The 15,935-nt window shown below is 65.8% G+C and carries 12 protein-coding genes and 2 tRNA genes; 6 read left to right on the forward strand and 8 right to left on the reverse strand.

The annotated features are described in order from the left end of the window. Window positions 1-141 precede the first annotated feature (141 nt). Complete coding sequence (locus ACESNG_RS22335; protein WP_373058058.1) at window positions 142-762, reverse strand: class I SAM-dependent methyltransferase; 621 nt, start codon at window positions 760-762, stop codon at window positions 142-144. Between the two features lie 140 nt (window positions 763-902). Between ACESNG_RS22335 and ACESNG_RS22340 the strand changes: the two genes are divergently transcribed. The 4 genes from ACESNG_RS22340 (at window position 903) to ACESNG_RS22355 (ending at window position 2,643) form a co-directional block, all read left to right on the forward strand. Beyond that, window positions 903-989: transfer RNA gene (locus tag ACESNG_RS22340), tRNA-Ser, on the forward strand. Next, window positions 965-2,119, forward strand: a complete 1,155-nt coding sequence (locus ACESNG_RS22345) for a WD40/YVTN/BNR-like repeat-containing protein (protein ID WP_373058056.1) — start codon at window positions 965-967, stop codon at window positions 2,117-2,119. The genes ACESNG_RS22340 and ACESNG_RS22345 overlap by 25 nt, the downstream gene beginning before the upstream one ends. A gap of 6 nt (window positions 2,120-2,125) precedes the next feature. Further along, the gene (locus tag ACESNG_RS22350; protein ID WP_373058054.1) at window positions 2,126-2,377 is read left to right on the forward strand and encodes a M28 family peptidase; all 252 of its coding nucleotides are present in this window, start codon (window positions 2,126-2,128) and stop codon (window positions 2,375-2,377) included. Further along, window positions 2,374-2,643, forward strand: coding sequence for a M28 family peptidase (locus ACESNG_RS22355; RefSeq protein ID WP_373058052.1), 270 nt, complete (start codon window positions 2,374-2,376; stop codon window positions 2,641-2,643). The genes ACESNG_RS22350 and ACESNG_RS22355 overlap by 4 nt, the downstream gene beginning before the upstream one ends. Window positions 2,644-2,666: 23 nt before the next feature. Here the strand turns inward: ACESNG_RS22355 and dps are convergent, their stop codons facing one another. Next, window positions 2,667-3,179, reverse strand: coding sequence for a DNA starvation/stationary phase protection protein Dps (gene dps / locus ACESNG_RS22360; protein ID WP_373058050.1), 513 nt, complete (start codon window positions 3,177-3,179; stop codon window positions 2,667-2,669). A gap of 206 nt (window positions 3,180-3,385) precedes the next feature. On the opposite strand from dps, the gene ACESNG_RS22365 reads away from it, so the two are divergent. Together ACESNG_RS22365 and gltX are read left to right on the forward strand one after the other, a co-directional pair. Continuing rightward, window positions 3,386-3,475: transfer RNA gene (locus ACESNG_RS22365), tRNA-Ser, on the forward strand. 124 nt (window positions 3,476-3,599) lie between these two features. Next, window positions 3,600-5,030: a glutamate--tRNA ligase gene (gene gltX, locus ACESNG_RS22370; RefSeq protein WP_373058048.1), complete on the forward strand. Its 1,431-nt coding sequence runs from the start codon at window positions 3,600-3,602 to the stop codon at window positions 5,028-5,030. Between the two features lie 6 nt (window positions 5,031-5,036). On the opposite strand, the gene ACESNG_RS22375 is transcribed toward gltX, so the two are convergent. The 6 genes from ACESNG_RS22375 to ACESNG_RS22400 all read right to left on the reverse strand — a co-directional run. Next, window positions 5,037-6,092: a hypothetical protein gene (locus ACESNG_RS22375; RefSeq protein ID WP_373070923.1), complete on the reverse strand. Its 1,056-nt coding sequence runs from the start codon at window positions 6,090-6,092 to the stop codon at window positions 5,037-5,039. Between the two features lie 26 nt (window positions 6,093-6,118). Beyond that, the gene (locus ACESNG_RS22380; RefSeq protein WP_373058044.1) at window positions 6,119-6,733 is read right to left on the reverse strand and encodes a fumarylacetoacetate hydrolase family protein; all 615 of its coding nucleotides are present in this window, start codon (window positions 6,731-6,733) and stop codon (window positions 6,119-6,121) included. Between the two features lie 50 nt (window positions 6,734-6,783). After that, window positions 6,784-9,348, reverse strand: a complete 2,565-nt coding sequence (locus tag ACESNG_RS22385) for a helicase C-terminal domain-containing protein (RefSeq protein WP_373058042.1) — start codon at window positions 9,346-9,348, stop codon at window positions 6,784-6,786. After that, window positions 9,345-10,640: an asparagine synthetase B gene (locus tag ACESNG_RS22390; RefSeq protein ID WP_373058040.1), complete on the reverse strand. Its 1,296-nt coding sequence runs from the start codon at window positions 10,638-10,640 to the stop codon at window positions 9,345-9,347. Before ACESNG_RS22390 ends, ACESNG_RS22385 begins: the two co-directional genes overlap by 4 nt. Before the next feature lie 23 nt (window positions 10,641-10,663). Beyond that, window positions 10,664-12,433: a hypothetical protein gene (locus ACESNG_RS22395; protein WP_373058038.1), complete on the reverse strand. Its 1,770-nt coding sequence runs from the start codon at window positions 12,431-12,433 to the stop codon at window positions 10,664-10,666. 10 nt (window positions 12,434-12,443) lie between these two features. Then, window positions 12,444-15,935: hypothetical protein (locus ACESNG_RS22400; protein WP_373070925.1), on the reverse strand; the 3,492-nt coding region annotated here is incomplete at its 5' end.

Consider the following 15,935-nt stretch of genomic DNA (forward strand, 5'->3'; position numbering starts at 1 on the left):
ATTCGCCGATCACATCGTCGGGGCACCAATCGCGCAGACCGCAGGCGGTCTTGGTGTCGGTGGGCTGCGTGCTGTGGCCGAGATACAGCAGATACGGCTTGCGGAGTTCGGGCATGACCGGTGCGGCGAGAGGGAGAGCAGCTACGCGGGAACGCGCGCCGTGAGCGCGAAGAGTCCCCAGAAATGGTCAATCTTGCAACGAGCGATGTCGACATGTTCGAACGTGGCACCAGCCGCCAGCGACCGCACCTGGCGTGCGGTGAAGGTCCGCTGGTGCGCGCGGTCTACCACGCGCAGCACCCGATCCAGCGCCCGCATGGTCACAAAGTCGGCGCACCAGTCCACCAGCACCAGCGTGCCGCCGGGTGTGAGCACGCGATGCATTTCACTCAAGGCGCGCGGCGCGTCGGCCATGTAGTGCAGTGCGCTGGTACATACCACGGCATCGACGCTTCGGTCGGACAGCGGCAGCGCCTCACCGCTGCCCTCGACCAGCGGCACGCGTCGCCCCAGGCGCTGTCGGGCTTGGGCGAGCATGCGGGGCGCGGCGTCGACGCCGAGGAACCGGGCGTCGGGCATCCGCTCCCGAAGCTGCTTCAGGAGGACACCGGTGCCGCAGCCCACGTCGAGCACCCGCATGCCCGGCTTCAGCGGCAGCCGCGCGTTGGCCAGCGCCGTGGAGGCCGCCACGTAACCGGTCCACCGCTGGTCGTAGCGCCCCGCCAGCGCGTCGTATTCCTGCCGGACGGCACGCAGGCTCACTGGCGGCCTGCGTGGCTCAGAACGGATTGTGGGCGCATGAGGTCTCCGGGATGCATCGGGTGTAGCTCAGGGGTTGCCCACGCGGGGCTCTGGCCATTTTCTTCCCTCAGGTCGCTGGCGAGCACGTCGCGCGACCGAAGGGCGTGGTGGCCGAGTGGTTTAAGGCAGCGGTCTTGAAAACCGCCGAACCTGAAAGGGTTCCGTGAGTTCGAATCTCACCTACGCCGTACCCGAAGTGAACATCTTCTGTGCCGTCTCGATTTCGTCCATGCCTCGCTTTCTGCGCGCGCGCGCGCTGACGCCATTGGTTGCCCTGGCGACTTGCGTGCCCCCTCTGCTGGCACAGTCCGTGACGCCGACCCCGGCGTTCGCCCCTGCCGTGCGTATCACCGAGCAGACCAGCGGTACCGCCAAGCTGCTGCAAGCGGTGCATGCGGTCTCTGAGCGTGTGGTGTGGGCCTCAGGCCATGGCGGCGTGGTCCTGCGCTCGATCAACGGCGGCGACACGTGGGAGGCGCGCCCCACGGCCAGTGGCGACTCGCTCGAGTTTCGCGACGTCCACGCCATCGCTGCCGACACCGCGTGGATCATGTCCGCCGGCAGCGGCGCCAAATCGAGGATCTATCGCACCACCAACGGCGGCGCATCGTGGACCCTGCAGTTCATGAACCCCGACACCGCCGCGTTTTACGACTGTATTTCCTTCGGTAGTGGACGTGGCCGCACCGGCGTAGCGTTCAGCGATGCGTCGGGCGGACACACGAACATTCTGCACACTGACAACGACGGCGTGTCGTGGCGGCTCCTGGCACCGTCGGTGGTACCGGCACCACTGCCCGGCGAAGGCGCGTTCGCGGCATCTGGACTCTGCGTGGTGCATGGCGATGCGCGCACGGTCTTCATTGCCACGGGCTCGCCGGGCGCGCGGCTGCTGCGCAGTCGCGATGGCGGACGCACGTGGGACGTGGAAAATACGCCGTTCACGCGCGGCACCGTGGCCGGGCTTACCGGGCTCGCCTTCAAAGACGGCCAGACCGGTATGGTAGTGGCCGCCGATATCGACCGCCTGCGCACCGACTCCTCCACCGCTGTGGTCGGCATTACCACCGACGCCGGACGCACATGGGAGCTCCGCACCCGTCCGCCACTTCCCGGTGCCCTCGTGGGTGTGGCGTGGGTGCCCGGCGCCGGCCGCGAGACAGCGATCGTGACCAGCTACGGCGGCGCGTTCATCACCACCGACGCCGCGCGCACGTGGCGCACGCTTACCGATGCGCTCACCACGGGTGTAAGCGCGGTCGGCACGCACGCCTGGATCGTGGGCGGCGACGGCAAGATCACGCGACTCGACTGGTAGCGAACGGTGTGTCGCGTTCGCATCAGCAACACCACGCGTCGCGTAGAATCGCGCAACGTAGTCGCCACGCTCGAAAGCAGCGACGCCGCGCGCAAGAATGAGTTCGTGCTCTACAATGCGCATTGGGATCATCCGGGTCGCGATACCAGCATCGAGGGTGATCAGATCTTCAACGGTGCGCCGGACAACGCGAGTGGCACGGCGCAATTGTTGGAGATCGCCAAGGGGTTTAGCGCGCTGTCGACCAAGCCGACGTGATCCGTCCGGCCGGCCGTATGGTCGCGGCCGATCAGGAGCCGGAGAAGGGTTTCTTCTACCGGTCCGATCATTTCGAGTTTGCCAAGCAGGGCGTGCCTTTGCTCTACACCGAAGCCGGTGTGCAATTCGTTGGCAAAGATTCCACTTACGGCATGAAAAAGCGCGAAGAGTACACGTCTCGTGACTATCAGCAGCCCAGTGACGAAACGTATGGCCGAACTGGAAGCCTGGCACCGAGTTCAAGGCCAAGCGTGACGCGGTGCTGAAGGCCGCCGGCAAGTAACGCGAGCTACTTGGGCTCCGGTTCGAGGTGCGACTCCACGAACCACAGCTGCTTGTCCGTCTCGCCTGTAATACGCGTGAGCAGATCGGCCGTGATCGCATCATCGGCCGCCGACGCCTCCTCGATGTCGGCCCGCGCGGCATTGGCACAGAAGGCCAGCGCTTCGGCCACCACGTGCACCCATTCGTCGGCGTGGTCCACGACCAGCGGTGCCTTCGGCAGGCGGCTCCGTTCGGCAATCACTGACAACGTGCCCTCAGCCGGCACGCCGAGCTGCCCGGCGCGCTCAGCAAGTTCGTCAGACCAGCCGACCGCGAGCGTGGCCGTCGCATCGAACAACTCGTGGAGTTGCTGAAAGCGGGCGCCGCGGATATTCCAGTGCGCCTGCTTGGCCTGTCGCTCGAGATCGAGATAGTCGGCGAGACGATCATTGAGGATCACCCCCATGGCCGCGCGCGTGTTGCCGGGTAGGGCGACGCGCGTATGGAAATGGGTATGGACTTTGGCGGATTTCGACATCAGTAGCTCCCTGAATGGGCGGGAAACAGACGGAAAACGGACGGTAGCGATTGGTAGTGCAAGGGCCGCGCCGACACGTTCCCCTGGAGATTTCGCGAGATCCAACGATCACGTGACCGGTTGACCCCGGGGCGTCTCCGGGTGAGATTGCTGGTCCGAAGCACAACTGGCCTGCTGCGCTGCCCTCGGGCACCGTCGGCAAGCTTGGAGGGGTGGCCGAGAGGCTGAAGGCACCGGTTTGCTAAACCGGCATAGGGGGTCAACCTCTATCGCGGGTTCGAATCCCGCCCTCTCCGCTGCGCGGGTCCGCTGCACTGTCGGCGGGCCCGCGTTGTTTTTATACCCAATTTTGTCGTGTTTTCGACTTTTCGGTCTGCCGCACTTATGTCGTCGCCTGAGTCCCTCGCGAAGCGCCCCCGTGTGCGCTTCGCTCCATCGCCGACCGGCTTTCTTCACGTCGGCGGCGCGCGTACAGCCCTTTTCAACTGGCTCTACGCGAAGAAATTCGACGGCGACTTTCTGCTGCGTATCGAAGACACCGATCGCGCCCGCAGCACCGACGAAAGCACCCGCGCGATTTTCGAAGGGCTCGAGTGGCTCGGCCTCACGTGGGACGAAGAGGTCGTGTACCAGGGTGCGAACGTGGAGCGGCACTACGCCGACGCCCACCGCCTGCTCGATAGCGGCGCCGCATATCGCGACTTCACGCCGCCGTCGGAAACGGAGCGGTTGCGCAACGAGGCCGAGGCCCGTGGCGAGTCGTACCGGTTCGATCGCGATACCGCCATGCTCAGCGACGCCGAGATCACCGGGAAGCTGGCCCGCCACGAGCCGTACGCGATCCGTTTCAAGGTACCCGACGGGTACACCGAGTGGCCCGACTTGGTGCATGAGCGCATCGCGTTCCCGAACAAGGACATCGAGGATTTCATCATCCTCCGTTCCGACGGAACGCCGGTATACAACATGGCGGTGGTCTCCGACGACATCGCCATGCGCATCACGCTGGTGATGCGTGGCGACGATCACATCTCGAACACGCCGAAGCAGATCCTGCTTTACCGGGCGCTCGGCGCCGACGTCCCGCAGTTCGGGCATGTGCCGATGATTCACGGCGGCGACGGCAAGAAGCTGTCGAAGCGTCATGGCGCGACGGCCGTGGGAGATTATCAGCACCTCGGTTTTCTGCCGCAGGCGATGCTCAACTTCCTGGCGCTGCTGGGATGGTCGCCGGGTGACGACATCGAAGTGATGCTCATGCCCGAGCTGATCGAGCGGTTCAGCGTGCATGGACTGCATGCGAAAGCGGCGATATTCGACACCAAGAAGCTGGAGTGGATGAACGGGCAGCACCTGGCGCTGATTCCGATCGCCGAGCTGGCGCAGATCGTGGCGCCGCTCTTCGAGAAGGCGGGACTGGCTACTGTCTCCGAGCTCGAATCACGGCGTGAATGGTTTCACGGCGTGCTCGAATTGCTGCGGGTGCGCGCGCGCCTCACCGACGAGATCGTGCAGCTGGCCACCACGTTCTTCGGCGAAACGGTGGAGTACGACACCGAGGCGATCGGCAAGCAGTGGCGTGATGCCGCCGTGACCGGCGACATCCTGCAGGCCACGCATGATCGACTCGCGCTACTCGAATCGTGGGAGCCGGCGGCCATGGAAGAGGCGCTGCGCAAGCTGGCCGAGGAGCAGGGTATCTCGGGCGGCAAGATCTTTCAGCCGCTGCGCGTTGCGCTCACGGGAAAAACGGTCAGCCCGGGAATTTTCGAGGTGCTGCTGTACGTGGGGCGCGAGCATTCGCTGGCGCGGGTGGCGGCGGCGGTGGCGTTCCTGAAGCAGGACGCGTAGCCCGCGCTACTTGTCGCCGCCGCTCTTCAACGGGGCGGCGACCGTGGCACTTGGCGCCTTCAATCTGTTGCGCCGTTCGGTCTCGCGGCGATCGCGCAGTTCATTCACGATCTTGCGGAAGTCGGCTTCGCCCAAGCCGCGCTCGGACATTCGCATGATGTCCGCCCGCGACGCCGACAAGCGACGCTCGGCGTCCATCTGCGTCATGTTTCCGCTCATGCGTCCGGCGGTCGCCGCATTGAGCGGCAACAACGCCAGCAAGGCGTTCGGGATCATGACTTTGCCCAGGCGAATGCCTTGGCTATCCCAGCCCCATTTCTCGCCGTTCTTGCCCGTCTTGGTCCAATCGCCGGGCGCGCGGCCAGTGCGCCCCTGCGCACGATTCAGCGAATCGAGCGAGTCCCTCGCCTGCGTGAGCATGAAGCCCATGATGCTGTCCAGATTGTCGGCGCGGTCACCACCGCCGCCGCCACCGGCATTGCCGACGACCACCGGATCACGCCACACGCGACCGTCGAAGTAGCCGGGCCGCACGCCGCGCAGGTTTGGATCGACCGCTCCGATGCCACTCCCGTCTCCCTGACCAACGGCCGCGCCACTGCCCGTATCGCGCGGCGCTGACGGCACAGACACCGCCTCGGGTGCCGATACAGCCGGCGTCGACACCGGCAGTCGCGTGGCCTTCGTATTCGTGGGGGTCGGCTTGACCTGCGCCACCGGCTTTGGCTGCTCGCGCGGCGCCACGTACGTAAGCCGCTCCTCGAGGGGGGGCTCACCCGACCCAAATCGCAGCCACGAGGGAATACCGTGGCCGAACGTCAACAGCTGGACCAGCACGGCGCCAACCACCACGTGGAAACCCACGGCGAACAGGACGGCTCGGGAGGCGCGCTGCTTCTCGGCCACCGCGCCACCGGAACGCGCCCGGGCGCTGATAACGCCGCGCTTCCGAGTGGAATCCGGCGTTACCACTCCCCCCGCCGGCGAAACCGGCGGCCCATCGCCAGGGAGACCCTGACGAAGGCGTCCCTTACGATCGCGAGAAGGGGGAATCGTGGACATTTACGAAAGGTACCCTGAATTCCGGCTCAGGTGCCAGCAACGACGGGATTCGACACGATACTGAGTCCCACGAGCTCCACTTCGACCACATCGCCAGGATGCAGCGCCTTCGTTCCGGCCGGAGTTCCCGTGGCCACGATATCGCCGGGTTCCAATGTCATGAATTGGGAAATGAACGAAATGACCATCGGGATCGGGAACACCATGTCGGCGGCGGTGGCCCGCTGGCACTCCACGCCGTTCACGCGGGTGATCAACGTGATCCCCGACAGATCGGCCGGCAGCGGGTTCTCGGGACCGATCGGGCAGAACGTGTCCATGCCTTTGGCGCGCGACCACTGACTGTCGCTGCGCTGCAAGTCGCGCGCGGTCACATCGTTCAGCGCCACCACACCGGCAATCCCGGCAATGGCCTCTTCTTCAGTGGCCTTGGTGAGACGCTTGCCGATCACCAGCGCAATCTCGCCCTCGAACTCGATGTGCGTCGAGATCGGATGCAGCACGATGGCGTCGCCATCGCGAATGATCGACGACGGCGGCTTGAGAAAGAACATCGGCTCTTTTGGCACATCGTTGCCCATTTCCAAGGCGTGCGCGACGTAGTTGCGGCCAACGCAAACGATCTTTGACGGAGTATGCATATGAGCTCGTGGGTCCTGAGTCGTGGGGCGGGAGTCGTGCGTACTAAAAGCTATCCGTTCGTCCGACTGCCCGCATAGAACCGTGACACGTCAGCCCGCACCGTACCCCACGGCCCCGTCACTCTTGTCGCCGGCGGCAGCGCACTCAGCAGATCACGTCCGTAGCGCTTCGTGACGACTCGTGGATCACTCAGAACTACCACACCGGAGTCGGTGGCTGTACGGATCAGTCGACCGAATCCCTGCTTCAGTCGAAGGGACGCATGCGGCAGCATGAACTCCACGAAGGCATTACCTCCGCGCGCCTCGATCGCTTCGCACTGGGCGGCCACCATGGGCTCGGTGGGTACCCGAAACGGCAACTTCGCGATCAGCAGGCCACGCAGCGCGTCTCCCGGCACGTCTACCCCTTCCCAGAATGTCGCCGTACCCAGCAATACGGCGCGCCCGGAATCGCGAAAGCGCTGCAGCAACACATCGCGCGGCTCTTCGCCGTGCACCAACAACGGCGTGCGACCGTCCATGCCCATCTCGCGCAGCTGCTGCGCCATCTCGCGCACGTCGCGATGACTGGTGAACAACCCGAACAGTCCGCCGTCACTCTCCACGATCAGGTCGCGCATGTGCTGCACCACCGCCGCGAAATGTTCACGCGGATGTTCGTTCGGCGCCGGCAAATCGGTCGGCACCACCAGCAGCGCCTGACGCGGGTAGTTGAACGGCGAGTCGAAGATCGCCGAACGCTTGGTGAACTTCCCGTCGTCGAGACCGAGTCGTTGCTCCAGGAAACCGAATCCGCCATCGGTGGCCAACGTGGCGCTGGTGATCACGGTGGTCTCCACGCGTCCGAACAGGTCGTCGCGCAGCACCGGCGCCAGATCGAGCGGCACGCAATGCACGGCTACGTTCCGCTCAGTGGCAGTCGGCTTGCCCTGAAACTCCATCCAGCGTACTACCGGATCTTTGTCCTTGGGTGGCTGCAATCCGCGTGACAACGAATCGCCGGCGCCGACCAGACGACGCGTGACCGCCCGCACCTCGTTCAGCAGCGGCGCCATCTCTTCACTGCGTTTCTGATCGCTCTCCAGCCGCTCCGTGACCAGGCGCAATCCGTCCGACAGCGCCGCGATCTCGATAAGCAACTCGGCCAGCGTGTCTTCAATGCCATTGATCCAGAGCGGGTGCTGCTGGAACTCGTCGGTCAGACGTAAAATGGGCGCACCCGTGCCCTCCAGTACCGCCGACAGCAATTCGAACAACAGCTGCGTGCGGTCGCGTGCCGTGGCAGCGCTCGACACCATGCGTTGTTGCACGAGGTCGAGACTGGCCACGCTGTGCAGATCGCTGAAGCCACCCAACTTGGCGGCGAGCGCCGGCAACAGACCTTTGCCACGCCGCTCGAGTCGGTTGAACAAGCGCGCCAGTGCGCGTCGCGTGATCGAGCTACCCAAGTGCGACGCGGCCGCATCCTCGAGATGATGCCCTTCGTCGATCACCAGCCGCTTGTAGGCTGGCAGCACCGCCGAGTCTTCCCAGTTCTGCGCCTGACGTCGCACGGCGACATCCGACAGCAGCAGGTGATGATTCACCACCACCACATCGGCGGCCGCCGCTTCCTTACGCGCCTTGAACAGGAAGCACTTGTCGTAGAACTGACATTTCATGCGTCCGCACAGATCCGGCTCGGCCGCGACCTCATCCCACACATCCGGACGTGGCGGCGTAGGCAAGTCGGACAGCGAGCCGTCCTGCGTTTTCTCCGCCCACTCGGCAATCTGCTCCACATCGCCGGCGCCGGCGGCGTCGAACAACGCGGCTCCTGCCCCGCGCGCCTGTTCGAGACGCATGAGACAGAGATAGTTGCGCCAGCCTTTCAACAGCGCGAAGCGCACTTTCTGATCGGTGAGTGCGCGCTGCAGAAACGGGAGATCCTTCGACACCAGCTGCTCCTGCAGCGTGATCGTGTTCGTCGACACGATCGTGCGTTCCCCGTTCGCGGCCGCCCAGCGCAACGCAGGCACGAGATAACCCAGTGACTTGCCGACTCCGGTGCCGGCCTCGAGCAGCGCCACGCCGCCACGATTGAACGTCTCGGTCACCGCCGCCGCCATCGCGCGCTGACTGGGCCGGTCTTCGTAGCTACGCGACCCGCTCACTCGCTGCATGGTCTGCGCGATCAGGCCGTAGGGCCCGAGGGTGACGTCCACATCGTCGAGCGATACGGGCAGCTTCTGCTTGGATCGCGGCACTTCAGCGACCACATACACCCGCGTGGCCTCGTTGTCGACGATCGCGAAACCGACACCATTCCCGTGAATGCGCGCCGCCACTTCGAGATCGGCGTCACTGGGTTCGAGCAACCCCGACGGATGGTTGTGCAACATCAACTCACCGCGCTCGGCCACCCCGGGAAGCGCGAGCACACTGCGCACGTCGCCGCGGAACACCACACGCGCCGTCGTGATCAGATTCTCGTCGTCGACGCCGCACACGAAACAGACTTCGTTGCCGCCGGCCAGCTTGATCGCCACTCGCACGGCGCTCGCGGCCTTCGGGGACAGACGCGTCTCGCCGACGGTCTTGGCGCCGGCCTTCATCACACGCTTGCCGGTCACGTCTTCCGCGGCTTCTTCTTCGCAGCGGGGAACAGGACGTTGTTCAGGATGAGACGGTAGCCCGGCGAGTTCGGGTGCAGCGAGAGATCGGTGGGCGCACTGCCGATGGCGTGCTGCGCGTCTTCGGGATCATGACCGCCGAGAAAGGTCCACGACCCTTTGCCGTAATCACCGTGCAGATACTTGCTCCACGGCGCGCCGTCTTCGCTGGCGAGTACGGTGACACCGGGCTTGATGATGGCGCGATTGAAGCTCGTGGTCACGCCGTAGAAATCGGCCACCACCGAGCGGTGATTCTGCACCAGCATCGCGGCCACCGGATCCAGCTTGGCCGAAAAATCGAACAGGGTAAACGTGCCCAACGGCTGACGACGCGCCGGCACGTTCACCTGATGACCGTCGATGTCACTGAGCGCATTGATGTACGGTGACGGCTCCACGTGGGCGCCGCTGAAGGCGAGGGCGCGAGTCCAGTCCATGCGCGCATCGGCATCGGACGCCGGTGGTGTACCGTCGGAGAACGGTCCGGCGATGTCGACCGCGAACCCGGCGATGGCGAGATCGAGCGACTCGGTGGCGCCACACATGGCAAACAGAAATCCGCCGCGATCGACGAAGCCACGAATGTTGTCGGCCACCGCCTTCTTGAGCGCGGGCACATCGGCTTTGCCGAAACGCTTGGCCATGGCGATGTCACGCTCACGCTGCGCGACGAACCAGGGCGCGTCGCGGTAGGCGAGATAGAGCTTGTTGAACTGGCCCGTGAAATCTTCGTGGTGCAGGTGCACCCAGTCGTACTTCGACAGATCCCCCTGCATCACGGCGTCGTCCCACACCGAGGTGAACTCGATGCCGGCGTAGGTGAGGGCGAGCGTCACGGCGTCGTCCCAGGGTGGCTGATCCACCGGACGGTAAATCGCGATCCTGGGCGCACGCTCCAGCACGACGGCGTCCATGTTACCGCCGGCAACTTCCGCGCGCACCGAGGCCACCGCGGCATCGGTCATCAACTCGATGCTCACACCGTCGAGCGCAGCACGGCGACGGAGGTCAGGTGCATCGGGCAGCAGGAACGAGCCGCCACGATAGTTCAGCAGCCACTCCGCCTTCTGACCGTTCTTCAGCGCGAGGTACGTCACGCCGTAGGCCTTCAGGTGATTGCGTTGACTGTCGTCCATCGGCACCAGCATCGACTGGGCCAATAGCGAGTGCGCCATGGTGAGTGACACCATAGTCACGAACAGGGCCGCGATCACGCAGCTCCGGAGAGCGGAAGGAACGAACGAGCGCATGAGTGAAATGTACCCGCGGAAGCTCAACGAGTGACAGACAACGAGACGGCTGGCGGCACCTGCCCTTTCATGCGTTCGAGTTCACGGCGCGCCTGTGGTGCCAGGGCGCTGGTGGGATAGTCCACCAGCAGCGTTTCAAAACGCGTGATGGCTCCGGCCTTGTCGCCGGCGGCAAGCAGTGCGCGGGCCGAAGCCAACAACGCCTCCGCCGCCTCCGGACTCTTGGGCCAGGTCGCGATGATGCGATCCCACAGCGTCATCGCTCCGACGCGCGGTGACAACCGGGCGGCCAGGGAGAGCAGCGCCGGTGCCGCCGGTCCAACGGAGTCGGAGAGCGCGATGAATCGCGCCGCCGCACCCGCCGAATCACGGCGCGCCAAGGCGAGAAACGCCGCGCCGAGTCCGGGCGATTGATCGACCCGTGTGCGGGCCAGAATACCGAGGGCGTCGACGAGCTCACCGCGCTGGGTCGCCGCGCGCACCAGCCGCTTACGGGCGATAGCCAAGTCGCCGTCATACAGGGCAAGCCAACCAACTGTTTCGTCGTCGTCTTCGAGGTCCGTGCCCTTCACGGCCTCTTTGGCGCGCGCCAGATCGCCCGCCCGCAGGTACGCGCTCACCAAAGGTCGTGCCATGGCCGATCGGGCGGTTTCGTCGAGCAGCTTGCCCGATGCCTCGATGCGTTGCTGTGCATCGGAGGCGCGACCGAGCTCACCGAGGGCCGCGATCTCGATGGGGAGCAGCGCGCGGGCGCGAACCGCATCAGTGCCCGGCCCCTTGCGCGACGCCAGCTGCAACGCGCCGTTTGCATCGCCCGCGTTCAACGCCGCCTGCGCGGCGCGCTGCTGCGCCTCGAGATCACCACGCTTCTCGAAGACCGCACTCCACGCATCGCGCGCCACGAGCCACGACTGTGCGAGTTCGGCCCGTTCACCGAAGGCGCGCCACGCGGCCGAGGTCGAATCGTCGGCCTTCACCGACGACAGCGCGAACCACGCTCGCCGGGGCTCGCCCCACGCCAACTCGAGCACAGACAGCAAGCGCCGCGGCGCCAACAGCGCGGGCTCGGCGAGCAACACGGTGCGAATAGAATCACGCGCCGGCGCGGGGGCGCGATTCAGCGCGAACATGGCCGATGTTTCGAGATATGGTTCGTCGCGCAGTGCGTCGCGGAACGCCACCGCGGCCGCGTTCCATCGACCAAGCGCCACGTGCAGCTGGGCGACTTCGCCGGAGAGCGCGCCGCCGGAACCCAGCAGACGTCCCGCTTCACTCAGCACGGAGTCGGCGGCCTGCGCCCGCCCCTGTTGCAACAGCAGCCGCGCGTACTCACGAAACGGCGCGCCGTCATTGCCGGCGGCACGACGCCATGACGTAAACGCGATACGCGCCTCTTCGTCGCGTCCGATGCCGACCAGCGCGCGCAGTTGAATGCTGCGCGCCACCGGATCGGTGGGACGCAGCTGCACCACGCGTTGCACCACAGGGATGATGGAATCGCGCATGCCCAGTTCAGCCCACACGCGCTCGAGCCCAAGCAACGACAGCGCCACCTTGTCGCCGTCGGCGTTACCGGGAATGAGTGCGCGTTGCAGCACCGCGCGGTACGCAAGAGCCGCCGTCTTCATGTCGCCTTTGTCTTCCGCGTCGAGTGCGGTGCCCAGCGCGTCGGCGGTGTCCACACGCGTGTCCGGCGGTCGTACCACGGCCTGCGCACGCGCGACGGCGACCGTTGCCGCCGACAGCGACGCGAGCGACAGCGCAACCAGGAGGGAACGTGACAGCGTCGTCATGCCGATCACCTTACGGCGGCGTCGTGCCATTGAGCTTGCGGAAGTACTCGATCACGATGCGCCGCTCGTCGGGGCCGAGTCCGCGCAGCTCATTCCATGTGGGTGGCGCGAACTTGTTCGCCGCCTTTCCCGACTGTGAGCCATCGACGCGACCGGACGCGCCGTTGCCGTTGGCCGCTTTCGCTTCGCGCGGCCCTTGGTCATCGCGCTCGTCTTGCTCGAGGAAACGACCGGCGTCGAGAAGCCGGCGGTACAATTGCTGCTGACGCGCGGCCACTGCGGGATCGATGCCGCTGCGTTCGATCTGCTGCGCGAGCGTCTGCGCCTCCTTGGCCAGCGCATCAGTGCGACCCGTCTGATCAGCATCCGACACGTCGTTCAACGAACGCGCTACCTCACGCTGCTGCTTGGCCAACACGCGCGACTGCTGTCGCGCCGCGTCACCCTTGGCACCGCCCGGCAACAGGTTGAGGCCCTGCATCTGACCGTTGAGCTGCCCCTGCTGCTGCGCGAGCTGCTTGAGCTGCTCCATCATCTCGGTGAAGCCCGATGCCGACTGCGCGCCGTTCATCTTCTCGCGATCACGCACCAGCGACGACAGTGCCTGATTGAGCGCCTCGCTGGCATCCTTCATCGCGTTCTGCGCCTGCTCGCTGCCGCCGGGCTGCCCCGACTGCTGCATTTGCTGGGTCGCCTGCTCCACGCGACGCTGCGCTTCGCCCATCGCCTTCTGCGAACGCTGCGACAACAGCGACGAACTGCGGCCAGCTTTCTCGAGCCGTTCAGCCGCCTGCTGCACGCCTTGCTGCAGTGCGCTCTGTTCGCCCTGCATCCCCTGCGCGCCTTGGCTACGCGCCTTCTGCTCAAGCTCCGCTTGCTGTCGCGCCAGTTGCATCGTTTCGTTGATCGACTGATCGAGTTCGCTCGACAGCTCGGTCTTCCACGCATCTACCTGCGCGTCGCGCGCTGCAGCGAGCTGCTGCGCCGCCTTGTCCATGGCGTCGGCGGCCTTACGAGCCTGGTCGCCCGGGTTGCCTTGCTGTCCGCCTTGCTGTCCGCCTTGCTGGCCGCCTTGCTGGCCGCCTTGCTGGCCGCCTTGCTGGCCGGGCTTCGGCGTCCCCTGTTGCCCCTCGCCACCGTTCGGCTGTGCGTTCGACTTCTCGGCGCCGGGCTTTTCGCCGGCTTTCTCACCCGGCTTCTGCTCGCCAGCTTTCTGCTCACCCGGCTTCTGCTCGCCCGCCTGCTTCTGCGCCGCCTTCTGCATTTCCTCGGCGGCCTGACTCACCAGCGGCTGCGCGGCACGTGTTTTCGAAGCACCCGGCTTCGCGCCCGCGTCTTCGAGACGCTTGGCCAGCGCCTGCACTTCGCGCTCGAGTTCGCGGGCACGATCGGCCATCTCTTTCGAACTGGACGGCGCCCCGTCGCTCTGACGGCGCTCGCTTTGACGCCCGTCCATGCGGTCAGCCGCCTGTTTCTGCTCTTTCGCCAAATCCTTCGCGTCGTCACTCAACGTCTGCATCGCACCCTCGAGCGCCGCGCGCTTCAACATCTCAGCGCTCTTCTCCAGCTGCTCGCGCATCTGCTTCTGCTGCTCGCCCAGTTGCTGCATCGACTTCTGCGCTTCCGTTCCACTCAGTCGATCGGAATTCTTGTTGAGCTCCTCGAGCTGTTTCTGCATCTCGGGCGTCATCGCATCGCGCAGCATCTTCTGAATGTCCTTCATGCGCGATGCCAGCGCGGTATCGAGCGCGTTCGCGTTCTTCAAGCGCGACTCGAGTTCCTTCGCGTTCTGTCGCAACGAGTCCACTTTGGCGCCCAGCTGCTGTTGATCGCGCGCCAGCTGCTTCGCCTTTTCGGCCGCCGAAAAACTCATCGACTGGCTCTTGCCGCCGTCCCTCTTGGCAGTGCCGTTCGCCTGCGCGTCTTCGGGCTTGCCACCACCCTTCAGATCACGATTCCGCGCGGCGGCGTCGGTGTTCTGTTGCAGCCGCTTCTCCTGCTGCGCCAGCCGCTGTGCCTGCGACGCCAACGAGTCGGCCAGTGCACGCACCATGGCACGCTGTTCGGTGAGACTGGGCACGCGTAGCACCACTTCGGCGCTGACCGTAGTCTGCCGCCACGGCGAATCGTCGGTGGCGATGGCGGTGACATGCAAGCGATCACCGGGTTCGAGCTTTCGTCCGTCCAGCGTGATCGAGGCGCCGCCTTCGAACAGTGGCGATGCCGGCGACGCCACATCGATGCGCTCGCGCGTAACTGCGCCCGTGGCACCGACGCTCTCGCGCCAGACCTGCAACGACACGTTGCTCACACCATGATCATCGCTGGCGTTTACGTACACGGGCACGATACCGGTCGGACCGATCGCGGTATCCGATACCGGCGACACGATCGCGACTTCCGGCGCCTTGTCCGGCACCACTGCGAACGCGAGGGCATCGGGCAGTTCCGGCGGCAACGTCGCGGCATCCGCCTGCGGGGTGGCCGATGCGATCCAGCTCCAGCTCCCATCGCGATCGAGCGCAACGACAGCCGACACCGCCGCGCCGTTTCCCGACGCGGGGAAGCGCACCGTATCACGACCATCGGTGAGCATCGCGTTCCGCGCACCACCACGCAGCATCGCCGTCACGCGCACGCGCGTGCCGCGCGGCACACGCAGCGGGGGCACCGGCTCCATCGATTCATCAGTGCGGCCCAGATACGCCGGATAGTCGGCGAACAGCGCGACGTCACCAATCCATCCGCGGTCGGCTACGGTAATAATGCCGTTCAGTTCCGGCGCCCGTCCGTCGTTCACGCGCACAGCGATCGACGCCGAGGCGGCACCGAGTGCCAGCGTGGCCAGTCCATCGGCGCGCACCACGAGTGTCGTGTCACGCCAGGCTTCGCCTGCGGTACGTCGCGAAATGGTGACACTGTTGCGCCCTTCGGCGCGCACGCGTAACCACACCGGCATGCCACGCGGTACGAGAGTGGGGAGCTTGTCGAACCCGAGCGCCGGCAACAGCGTACCACGCCAGGCGCGCACGGGATGCACCGTGGCCGCGAAGCCATCGGGTGCACGACGCGCTGACCACGACAACGCACCCACCGTGATCGCGGCGGCAATACCGGCAAACGTGACGCCACGTCCGAGACGCCGTGCCACCTGGGGCGCGAGGGCGCCCGGGGCCAACCGTTTCGCCACATCCTGCGAGGCGCGCGCGCCGAGCGCACCGGCACCTGACACTTCGAGCGCACCGCGCAGTGAGCCCGAGCGCAACGACTGCTCACGTTCGATCGCGGCGGCCAAAGAGGTCAGGGAGAGCACATCGGCGTTCCGCTTACGAAGCAGCCCCACGAGACCGGCCGCCGCAGCGAGCGCGCCGCCCCACACGGCGATGGGCACAGCGCGCGGCAACGTCATCCATCGACCGTCGGCCATCAGCCACGCGCTGGCAACCAGCGCCAGCGCAATCACACCGATCACGGCCAACACCGCCGCGGCCATCGAGCGCGC

Source organism: Gemmatimonas sp. (assembly GCF_041689975.1).
GTDB lineage: Bacteria > Gemmatimonadota > Gemmatimonadetes > Gemmatimonadales > Gemmatimonadaceae > Gemmatimonas.